The 9,174-nt window shown below is 62.6% G+C and carries 11 protein-coding genes; 8 read left to right on the top strand and 3 right to left on the bottom strand.

Annotated features, from left to right (window positions below):
* Window positions 1-42 precede the first annotated feature (42 nt).
* Both ACSQ3Z_RS15765 and ACSQ3Z_RS15770 read right to left on the bottom strand, forming a co-directional pair.
* Window positions 43-720 (bottom strand): hypothetical protein, encoded by a 678-nt coding sequence (locus ACSQ3Z_RS15765; protein WP_436172257.1) that lies wholly within the window; start codon window positions 718-720, stop codon window positions 43-45.
* Between the two features lie 96 nt (window positions 721-816).
* Complete coding sequence (locus tag ACSQ3Z_RS15770) at window positions 817-2,391, bottom strand: trimethylamine methyltransferase family protein (RefSeq protein WP_436172258.1); 1,575 nt, start codon at window positions 2,389-2,391, stop codon at window positions 817-819.
* A 275-nt stretch (window positions 2,392-2,666) separates the two neighbouring features.
* Between ACSQ3Z_RS15770 and ACSQ3Z_RS15775 the strand changes: the two genes are divergently transcribed.
* Complete coding sequence (locus tag ACSQ3Z_RS15775) at window positions 2,667-3,365, top strand: corrinoid protein (RefSeq protein WP_436172259.1); 699 nt, start codon at window positions 2,667-2,669, stop codon at window positions 3,363-3,365.
* A gap of 92 nt (window positions 3,366-3,457) precedes the next feature.
* On the opposite strand, the gene ACSQ3Z_RS15780 is transcribed toward ACSQ3Z_RS15775, so the two are convergent.
* Window positions 3,458-3,598, bottom strand: a complete 141-nt coding sequence (locus tag ACSQ3Z_RS15780; protein ID WP_436172260.1) for an EncA/B family entericidin — start codon at window positions 3,596-3,598, stop codon at window positions 3,458-3,460.
* A 64-nt stretch (window positions 3,599-3,662) separates the two neighbouring features.
* Between ACSQ3Z_RS15780 and ACSQ3Z_RS15785 the strand changes: the two genes are divergently transcribed.
* The 7 genes from ACSQ3Z_RS15785 (at window position 3,663) to ACSQ3Z_RS15815 (ending at window position 8,982) form a co-directional block, all read left to right on the top strand.
* Window positions 3,663-4,292 carry a DUF1638 domain-containing protein gene (locus ACSQ3Z_RS15785; protein ID WP_436172261.1) on the top strand — a complete coding sequence of 210 codons (630 nt, stop codon included), beginning with the start codon at window positions 3,663-3,665 and terminating at the stop codon, window positions 4,290-4,292.
* A gap of 25 nt (window positions 4,293-4,317) precedes the next feature.
* On the top strand, window positions 4,318-4,896 hold the full coding sequence (locus ACSQ3Z_RS15790) for a DUF4893 domain-containing protein (protein ID WP_436172262.1): 579 nt from the start codon (window positions 4,318-4,320) through the stop codon (window positions 4,894-4,896).
* Between the two features lie 104 nt (window positions 4,897-5,000).
* Window positions 5,001-5,783 carry a formyl transferase gene (locus ACSQ3Z_RS15795; protein WP_436172263.1) on the top strand — a complete coding sequence of 261 codons (783 nt, stop codon included), beginning with the start codon at window positions 5,001-5,003 and terminating at the stop codon, window positions 5,781-5,783.
* Window positions 5,784-5,920: 137 nt separating this feature from the next.
* Window positions 5,921-6,223: a virulence factor gene (locus ACSQ3Z_RS15800; protein ID WP_436172264.1), complete on the top strand. Its 303-nt coding sequence runs from the start codon at window positions 5,921-5,923 to the stop codon at window positions 6,221-6,223.
* Window positions 6,216-6,839 carry a methylenetetrahydrofolate reductase C-terminal domain-containing protein gene (locus tag ACSQ3Z_RS15805; protein ID WP_436172265.1) on the top strand — a complete coding sequence of 208 codons (624 nt, stop codon included), beginning with the start codon at window positions 6,216-6,218 and terminating at the stop codon, window positions 6,837-6,839. The genes ACSQ3Z_RS15800 and ACSQ3Z_RS15805 overlap by 8 nt, the downstream gene beginning before the upstream one ends.
* Window positions 6,836-7,927 carry a methylenetetrahydrofolate reductase gene (locus ACSQ3Z_RS15810; RefSeq protein ID WP_436172266.1) on the top strand — a complete coding sequence of 364 codons (1,092 nt, stop codon included), beginning with the start codon at window positions 6,836-6,838 and terminating at the stop codon, window positions 7,925-7,927. Before ACSQ3Z_RS15805 ends, ACSQ3Z_RS15810 begins: the two co-directional genes overlap by 4 nt.
* 80 nt (window positions 7,928-8,007) lie before the next feature.
* Entirely contained in the window at window positions 8,008-8,982 is a 975-nt protein-coding gene (locus ACSQ3Z_RS15815; RefSeq protein WP_006203333.1) for a methyltetrahydrofolate cobalamin methyltransferase, read from the top strand.
* Window positions 8,983-9,174 lie beyond the last annotated feature (192 nt).

A 9,174-nucleotide genomic window follows, 5' to 3' on the forward strand; every position in this document is an offset into this window, starting at 1 on the left:
GGCCGTCCCATTCAAGATTTCGTGCGGCAACCGGCTTCTGCTCTACAGGCCGGCGAAACTCGCCATGTGAAAGGCCTGAACGTCGGGAGGATAGCGATAGGCCATGCCATACGGACAGGCATTACGGTCGAGGCAGCCACCCGTCCGGCATGGCACGCCCTGCCCCCGGACATGTGCAAGACAAGCCTGATAGGCGAAGCCATCCAGCGAATAGGCGTCGACCGGACAGGATTTCAGGCAAGGCTTCTCGACACATGCGTCGCAAAGGTGAATCGCGTCCTGAGCTTCCGGAAGCGCGATCTCATCCTCGAATAGCAGCGCGCCGCGATAGGCATGCCATAGCCCGTATTGCGGATGCATGAGGATGCCGAGCGGCGACGGCTTCAGCCCCTCCGCCCGCATCGCCCATTGCTGGAACGGCAGATACGGCCGGTCGGAAGGCGAGACGGCACGCGCGCCGAATCCTTCCGCCACCGCGCCGAGCACATCGCGCGACCAGGTGTCGAGCGGGTTGGCCATCGTCTGAGGTTGCTTCTCCCGCCAACACAGAAAATGCGGCCATGGCTCGGCACCCGCCTGCCCCACCAGCAGGACGGATCTGGCCGGCAGGCTTGTCGGACCGGAAGCGGCCTCCTCGCCATCGGCGAAGATGAAGCCGCCGCGCAGGATCAGGCCATCACGCGCCAGCGCCGATACGATGCTGTCGATCTTGCCGCGCAAACATCATCCCTTCTTGTCCGGTTCGGAGAAGGCGCTCCGCCAGACTTCCTTGTGGATGATGTTGGCGACTTTAGCCCCGCCTGACTCGGGCTCCTTTCAGGTGAAGGCGTCGGGCATCGACCCCTTCTTCCTGGCGATGAAGTCCTTCAGTCCGTCATCGATGCCCTGATCGAGATGCGGCGCCTCATAAGTCTCCAGCCAGCGGCGAGCGAGCTCATTGGCGCGCTGCGGCGCGCTCTTCTGGCCCTCGGCCAGCCACTGTTCGTAGGAATTGTTGTCGGCGATGCTGGAGCGGTAGAAAGCGGTCTGGAAATTGGCCTGGGTGTGGTCGCAGCCGAGATAGTGGCTGCCCGGACCGACCTGACGGATGGCGTCCATCGCCTGGCCGTTTTCCGACAGGTCGACGCCTTCGGAAAACTTCTGCGTCATGCCGAGCTGGTCGATGTCCATCATGAACTTTTCGTAGCACGAGGCGAGCCCGCCCTCGAGCCAGCCTGCCGAATGCAGCACGAAGTTGGTGCCGGCAAGGATGGTCGAATTCAGCGTGTTGGCGCTTTCATAGGCGGCCTGCGCGTCCGGGATCTTCGAGGCGCAGAGCGAGCCGCCGGTACGGAACGGCAGGCCGAGCCTGCGCGCAAGCTGCGCGGCGCCATAGGACACGAGAGACGGTTCCGGCGTGCCGAAGGTCGGCGCGCCCGACTGCATCGAAATCGACGAGGCGAAGGTGCCGAACAGCACCGGCGCGCCGGGACGGATCAGCTGCGTGAACGAGGCGCCGGCCAGCACCTCGGCCAGCACCTGCGTCAGCGTGCCGGCGACCGTAACCGGGCTCATCGCACCGGCCAGGATGAACGGCGTGACGATGCAGGCCTGGTTGTGGCGCGAATAGACCTTCAGCGCGCCGAGCATCGTCTCGTCGAACACCATCGGCGAATTGGCATTGATCAGGCTGGTCAGCACCGTGTTGTTCTCGACGAAATCGTCGCCGAACACGATCTTGGCCATGGCCACCGTGTCTTCGGCCCGCTCCGGCGCCGTCACCGAGCCCATGAACGGTTTGTCGGAATATTTGATGTGACTGTAGACCATGTCGAGATGGCGCTTGTTGACCGGCACGTCGACCGGCTCGCACACCGTGCCGCCCGAATGGTGGATCGACGGCGCCATATAGGCGAGCTTCACGAAATTCTGGAAATCCTCGATCGTCGCGTAGCGGCGGTTGCCGTCGAGGTCGCGCACGAAGGGCGGCCCGTAGACCGGCGCGAAGACGGTGGCATTGCCGCCGATCTGCACCGAGCGCTCGGGGTTGCGGGCATGCTGGGTGTAGATCGACGGCGCGGTCTTGAGCAGCGAGCGGCAAAGCCCCTTGGGAAAATGCACGCGCTCGCCCTTGACGTCGGCGCCGGCCTCTTTCCACAGCTGCAGTGCTTCGGCGTCATCACGGAAGATGATGCCGATTTCTTCCAGCACCGTGTCGGTGTTCTTCTCGATCAGCGCCAGGCCTTCTTCGTCCAGCACCTCATAGAGGTTGATCTTGCGCTTGATGTAGGTGAGCTGGGTGCCTGGGCCGCCGCCCGAGCGCGCCGCCCGCCGGGCAGCCGCTCCGCCGCTGGCGCCGCGCCCGCGCCGCGCGTTTGACGCTTCCTGGTCGACTGCCGCGTGTTTGCTCATGGTGGTTCTTCCCTGAATCTGTTCTTGTCTGAAATCCGCTGCGGCCGCATCGTGCCGCTCCTGCCCGGATCGTAGCCATGCACCCTATTCGAAACGGCCAGCCAGCGCCAACGCCTGTCGCAAAATCGACAAGAATTCCAATAGATTTGCGGTCGCTTTCCTTTTGCGGGAAGTCGCAAATCAGCTATGGATACCCGCCCCTAGCGGGTTAGGTATGGACGCAAATATGTTGTGCCTTGCGACGCAGTCGCGATGCCGTGAGGAGCTGGATAAAAATGTCCGACGACGAGATCATCCTTTCCGAGCTTTCCGACGACGAGTTGGTGCAGCAGATGCACGACGATCTTTATGACGGGTTGAAGGAAGAGATCGAGGAAGGCACACAGATCCTCCTCGGACGCGGCTGGGCGCCCTACAAGGTCCTGACCGAGGCGCTGGTCGAAGGCATGCGCATCGTCGGCGAGGATTTCCGCGACGGCATCCTGTTCGTGCCGGAAGTGCTTTTGTCCGCCAACGCCATGAAGGCCGGCATGTTCATCCTGCGTCCGCTGCTTGCTGCCACCGGCGCGCCGAAGCAGGGCAAGATGGTGATCGGCACCGTCAAGGGTGACATCCACGACATCGGCAAGAACCTTGTCGGCATGATGATGGAGGGCGCCGGCTTCGACGTCATCGATCTCGGCATCAACAACGCGGTCGAAAAATACCTCGACGCAATCGAGCAGCACCAGCCCGACATCATCGGCATGTCGGCGCTGCTGACCACCACCATGCCCTACATGAAGGTCGTGATCGACACGATGAAGGAAAAGGGCATTCGCGACGACTATGTCGTTCTCGTCGGCGGCGCGCCGCTCAACGAGGAATTCGGCAAGGCCGTCGGCGCCGACGCCTATTGCCGCGACGCGGCGGTGGCGGTCGAGACCGCCAAGGATTTCATGAAGCGCAAGCACAATGTGCGCGCGTCTGCCTGAACGGCCAATCCGGCACGGACAACAAGAAAGCCGCGCCTTGCAGCGCGGCTTTTTTGTTCCCAGATGATGAAAGATCAGGGCTTGATGAAAGATCAGGGCTTGGTGACGGTGTCCTCGACCGCCTTGGCCGTCGATTTCACATCCTTGCCGACGCCACGGACAGTGTTCGCGCAGGCCGCAAGCGCCAGCGCGCAGGCAAGGATGGCAATCGGCGCGATGCGTAGCAGTTTCATGGACGGTGTCTCCCTCAACAGATAAATTAGCCCCACAGCAACGAAGGCCGGCTCGACTGGTTCCATGGCCAAGACGCAAAAAACGAAACCGAATCAAACGGACAGGCTGCTCGTCATCGCCTGCGGGATGATTGCGCGCGAAGTTCTGGCCGTCAAGGAACAGCTCAAACTGGATCATCTCGAGTTGACCTGCCTGCCGGCGGAGTTCCATTTCTATCCGGACCGTATCCCGCCGGCCATGGACAAGGCGATCGAGAAGGCCAAGGCGGACGGCTACGAACACATATTCGTCGGCTATGCCGATTGCGGCACCGGCGGCCTGCTCGACCGCGTCTGCGAGAAGCACGGTGTCGCGCGCATGGCCGGCCCGCATTGCTTCGCCTTCTACCAGGGCATGGACGCCTACGCGAAAGTCGCCGACGACGACATGATGTCGTTCTACATGACCGACTTCCTGTGCCGGCAGTTCGACGCCTTCTTCATGAAGCCGCTCGGCCTCGACAAGCACCCTGAGCTGATCAAGGACTATTTCGGCAATTACGAGAAGCTGGTCTATATCGCCCAGACCGACGATCCGGAGCTCGACAAGGTTGCCGAGAAAGCCGCCAAGATGCTCGGCCTTGCCTATGAGCGTCGCTCGACAGGCTATGGCGATCTGACGAAAGAGCTGGCAGAGGCATCAGCAGTCGCCTGAGACACTGACCAAGAGGGGAGATTCCATGTCTGTTCGGCCGTTGCTTCTATCTCTGTGCCTGAGCGTCTGTGCTGTCCTGCCTGCCCTTGCCGACGGCGAGGTGCAAAAACTGATCACCGCGGCCGACAAGACGCGGCTGGACAAATATGGCGAGACGCGCAAGGCAGCCCTCGATGAGGCCAAGGCCGGCGAACCCGCCGAGGTCAAGCAGCTCGACGCACTGCTGGCAAAGCCGCTGGTGGCGTTTTCCGACAAGGACCTGACCGGCAACTGGAAGTGCCGCACCATCAAGGCCGGTGGGCTGAGCCCGCTCGTCATCTATGGCTGGTTCAAATGCAAGGTGAGCGACGATGGCGCCGGCTGGAGGCTGGAAAAGGTGAGCGGTTCGCAGCGCACCAAGGGCCGCTTCTTCGACGATGGCGAGAAGCGCGCCATCTATCTCGGCTCCTTCACCGTCAACGAGGATCCGGCAAAGCCCTACGGCAGCGGTCCGCAAAGCGACCAGGTCGGCTATGCCTTCCGCAACAGCGCCAGCGAATGGCGCATCGAGTTCCCCGCGCCTTACTACGAATCGAAGCTCGACATCATGGAATTCAAGCGCTGATCGGCGACGCGACCCCGTGGTGGGTGGCGATCACCAAGGATTAACCCGAACGGCCTAGCATCCCGCCTGCCGATAGCAGGTCATCCCCAGGCACGTCGAAAACCATGGAACCGTCGAAAGCAAACCCACGGCCGATCGTCGTCGTCACAGAAGGCGGACCGCACATCTGGGCCATCATAAACGCCATCGCCGAGCGGCTTGGCCCTGTCAGCGTCATCCTCGAAACACCTGAATCCAAAAAGCAATTGCTTCTGGGGCGGGCGCGCCGCCAAGGCTGGTTACAGGCCATCGGCCAACTCGGCACGATGCTGCTGACGCGGCTCGGCAAGCGTTTTTTCGCCAGCCATGCGGCGCGATTGATTGCCGACCAGAAGCTCCAGACCGAACCGAAGCCCGGCCAGACGATCATCAACGTTCCGTCGGCAAACGCGCCGGAATGCCTGCAGGCGATTACTGACATCCAGCCGGGCGTGGTGCTGCTTGCCGGCTGCCGGCTACTGTCCAGGCAGACGCTGGCGAAGATGCCTTGCCCGGTTCTCAACTATCATGCCGGCATCGCCCCGAAATATCGCGGCATGAATGGCGGCTACTGGGCGCTGGCCTCGGGCGATGCGCAAAACTTCGGCACGACCGTGCATCTGGTCGATGCCGGCGTCGACACCGGCGGCGTGCTGAAACAAGCGCGCGGCAAGCCGGAGCCGGGCGACACCATCTCGAGCAATGCGCTGCGCCAGGCAGCTTTCTCGCGCGACATCTGTGTAGAGGCGATCAGCGACGCGCTGGCGGGAAAGCTTGCCACGTCAGATCCGAGCCTGCCCTCGAAACAATGGTACCATCCGACGATCTGGTTCTATCTGTGGACCGGCGTGACCAAGCGGGTCTGGTAGCCACATCACTCCCAAGAATTTCGCCTTTCCTCTGCGGCATTCAATAGCGTCGCTTTTGAATGCGCGCGCGTCGTCCCATAACAAGCAGGCCCAATGCGCATGCGGCAATGCTCGATGCTTAGAGGAGTGAGAATTTCATGGCCGATCTGATCGTCGTGTACTGGCGCGACATTCCTGCCCAGGTCATCGTCAGGAAGGGCCGGCAGAACGCCAAGCGCGAACTGCCGCTGCGCTTCACCGAGGCGATCGACATGTGCGCCATGCGCACCGGCGCCGGCGGGACCGACGATTACCTGGCTGAATGGCGCAAGGCCGATCCGGTACCGGTCGGCGACGATCTCGAAGCCGAGGTCGAAAAGGCTTTTCAGGAGCTCGATGCGAAATACGACCGTGAGCGGCTGGTCGCTCTGGTCAAGGCGGGCGGGAAAGAACATGTCTGAAACTGTTCCTGTCAAGGATGGCCCAGGGGTCACCCAGCCGGTTACCCAGGCCACTCTGGTCAAGAAGGCAGCGCCGAAGTCCGACTACAAGCCGGCCGACGTGTCGCCGCAGCGGCGCGTGCAGCGCTCGTTTGCGGTGCGGCTGTGGTCGATCCGCCATTCACGCCTGCTCGAATGGTTCTATTCCCGCTTTGCCGACATGTTCCTGCTGCTCCACCCTCTGTGGAAGGGCATAGGCTACGGCCGCGTCGAAGCCCCGATCAAGTTCGTCGAAAAGCGCGTCAAGGGTTTCATGTTCGACTGCCGCATGTGCGGCCAGTGCGTGTTGTCCTCGACCGGTATGTCCTGCCCGATGAACTGCCCGAAGCAGCTGCGCAACGGCCCTTGCGGCGGCGTGCGCGCCAACGGCAATTGCGAGGTCGAGCCCGACATGCCCTGCGTCTGGGTCAAGGCCTGGGAAGGCTCGCAGAACATGGTCCATGGCGACAAGATCCTCGACGTGCAAAAGCCCGTCGACCAGTCGCTGCGCGAGACCTCCGCCTGGCTGCGGGTGACCGCACAGGCGGCCGCCGCGCGTGAAGCCGCCCAGGCGCCCAAGACCGGAGCCTCGGCATGATCGCCCGCCAGCCCGACGAGAACCCGGCCGGCATCCACCTGCCGCTCGATCCCCTGCCCGGCCACTCTTCGCGCGGCCGGCTGGAGCGCGTGCTGCGGCGCAGCGAGTTCGCGGTGACGACCGAGCTCAACCCGCCCGACAGCGCCGATCCGGAGGACGTCTACAACCGCGCCAAGATCTTCGACGGCTGGGTCGACGCCATCAATGCCGTCGATGCCTCCGGCGCCAACTGCCATATGTCCTCGGTCGGCATCTGCGCGCTTTTGACCCGCATGGGCTATGCGCCGATCATGCAGATCGCCTGCCGCGACAAGAACCGCATCGCCATCCAGGGCGACGTGCTGGGTGGTGCTGCGATGGGCGTCGCCAACATGCTGTGCCTGACCGGCGACGGCGTGCAGGCCGGCGACCAGCCCGGTGCCAAGCCGGTGTTCGACCTCGATTCCATGTCGCTGCTCGAGACCTGCCGCATCATGCGTGACAACGGCAAGTTCCTGTCCGGCCGCAAGCTGACGACGCCGCCGCAGATTTTCCTCGGCGCCGCCGTCAATCCGTTCGCGCCGCCCTTCGACTTCCGCCCGATCCATCTCGGCAAGAAGATCGCCGCCGGCGCGCAGTTCGTCCAAACGCAGTACTGTTTCGACGTGCCGATGTTCAGAACCTTCATGCAGAAGGCGCGCGATCTCGGCCACACCGAAAAGGTCTTCATCCTGTGCGGCGTCGGGCCGCTGGCCTCGGCCAAGACGGCCAAGTGGATCCGCAACAACGTACCGGGCATCCATATCCCCGACGCGATCATCAAGCGCCTGGAAGGCGCCCAGGACCAGAAGAAGGAAGGCAAGCAGCTCTGCATCGACATCATCAACGAGGTGAAGGAAATTCCCGGCATTTCCGGCGTCCATGTGATGGCCTACCGCCAGGAGGAATATGTCGCCGAGATCGTCGATGAATCGGGCGTGCTCAAGGGCCGCCAGCCATGGAAGCGAGAAATCCGCCGCGACGACCAGATGGTCGCCGACCGGCTCGGCCACATACTGCACGACGAGATTACCGAAACCCAGGTGGATATGGTGAAGACGGCGCATTGACGGCGCCAACGATCACCATTCGCTTGAACGAAATCAGATAACGATATAAAGAACTCTTTATATCACGACGGAGAGATTTCATGACCCGCACCATCGTCGCCTCGGCGACGCGAGAAATCATCATTGGCTTCGACCAGCCCTTCTGCGTGATCGGCGAACGCATCAACCCGACCGGCCGCAAAAAGCTGGCCGCCGAGATGGTGGTCGGTAATTTCGAGACCGTCATCAAGGACGCGCTCGAACAGGCCGCCTGCGGCGCCACCATGCTCGACGTCAATGCCGGCGTAACCTCGGTCAACCCGAATGAGACCGAACCCGGGCTCCTGGTGCAGACGCTGGAGATCGTCCAGGGCCTGGTCGACCTGCCGCTGTCGATCGACAGCTCGGTCACCGCGGCCATCGAAGCGGCGCTCAAGGTCGCCAAGGGCCGGCCGCTGGTCAATTCCGTCACCGGTGAGGAGGAAAAGCTCGAAGCCATCCTGCCGCTGGTCAAGAAGTACAACGTCCCGGTCGTCGCCATTTCCAACGACGAGACCGGCATTTCGATGGACCCGGACGTCCGCTTCGCCGTCGCCAAGAAGATCGTTCAGCGCTGCGCCGATTTCGGCATTCCGGCGCATGACGTCGTCGTCGACCCGCTGGTCATGCCGATCGGCGCGCTGGGCGATGCCGGCCGCCAGGTGTTCGCGCTGCTGCGCCGTCTGCGCGAAGAGCTCAAGGTCAACACCACTTGCGGCCTCTCCAACATCTCCTTCGGCCTGCCGCATCGCCACGGCATCAACGCCGCCTTCATCCCGATGGTGATCGGCGCCGGCATGACCTCGGCGATCATGAACCCGGTGCGCCCGCAGGAAATGGAAGCCGTGCGCGGCGCCAATGTGCTGAACGGCACTGACGAGAACTGCACCAACTGGATCAGGACCTACAAGGACTACAAGCCGGCCGAAGGCGGCCAGGCGGTCGCAGCGCCCACCGCGGTCAACGCTCCGGGCGAGGGCGGCGGCAATGGCGGACGCCGGCGCGGCGGCCGTGAAGCCCGCATGGCCAGGGGATAGAAAGGCGCTTCGCAGACAGAGATGAAGGATCTTGGTCTAAAATGGAAGACCGACGAATTTCAATAGGCAAAGTCCAACTTCTTTTACTTGGAATCCTCTCGGTTCCGGGCATTGTCCTTTTCTGCATAACCCGATTCTTCGTTTTCCCCGAGAGGCAGGATTTCGCATTGTTTTCTGCCGGCGTTTTAAGGT

This window comes from Mesorhizobium sp. LjNodule214, assembly GCF_964252735.1.
Classification (GTDB): Bacteria; Pseudomonadota; Alphaproteobacteria; order Rhizobiales; family Rhizobiaceae; genus Mesorhizobium.

What these genes read in the sequence shown, in the direction of transcription:
- ACSQ3Z_RS15800 (WP_436172264.1), top strand. Translation starts at nt 5,921, where the DNA reads ATGGCCGATCTGATCGTCGTGTACTGGCGCGACATTCCTGCCCAGGTC.
- ACSQ3Z_RS15785 (WP_436172261.1), top strand. Translation starts at nt 3,663, where the DNA reads ATGGCCAAGACGCAAAAAACGAAACCGAATCAAACGGACAGGCTGCTC.
- ACSQ3Z_RS15805 (WP_436172265.1), top strand. Translation starts at nt 6,216, where the DNA reads ATGTCTGAAACTGTTCCTGTCAAGGATGGCCCAGGGGTCACCCAGCCG.
- ACSQ3Z_RS15790 (WP_436172262.1), top strand. Translation starts at nt 4,318, where the DNA reads ATGTCTGTTCGGCCGTTGCTTCTATCTCTGTGCCTGAGCGTCTGTGCT.
- ACSQ3Z_RS15780 (WP_436172260.1), bottom strand. Translation starts at nt 3,598, where the DNA reads ATGAAACTGCTACGCATCGCGCCGATTGCCATCCTTGCCTGCGCGCTG.
- ACSQ3Z_RS15775 (WP_436172259.1), top strand. Translation starts at nt 2,667, where the DNA reads ATGTCCGACGACGAGATCATCCTTTCCGAGCTTTCCGACGACGAGTTG.
- ACSQ3Z_RS15795 (WP_436172263.1), top strand. Translation starts at nt 5,001, where the DNA reads ATGGAACCGTCGAAAGCAAACCCACGGCCGATCGTCGTCGTCACAGAA.
- ACSQ3Z_RS15815 (WP_006203333.1), top strand. Translation starts at nt 8,008, where the DNA reads ATGACCCGCACCATCGTCGCCTCGGCGACGCGAGAAATCATCATTGGC.
- ACSQ3Z_RS15770 (WP_436172258.1), bottom strand. Translation starts at nt 2,391, where the DNA reads ATGAGCAAACACGCGGCAGTCGACCAGGAAGCGTCAAACGCGCGGCGC.
- ACSQ3Z_RS15810 (WP_436172266.1), top strand. Translation starts at nt 6,836, where the DNA reads ATGATCGCCCGCCAGCCCGACGAGAACCCGGCCGGCATCCACCTGCCG.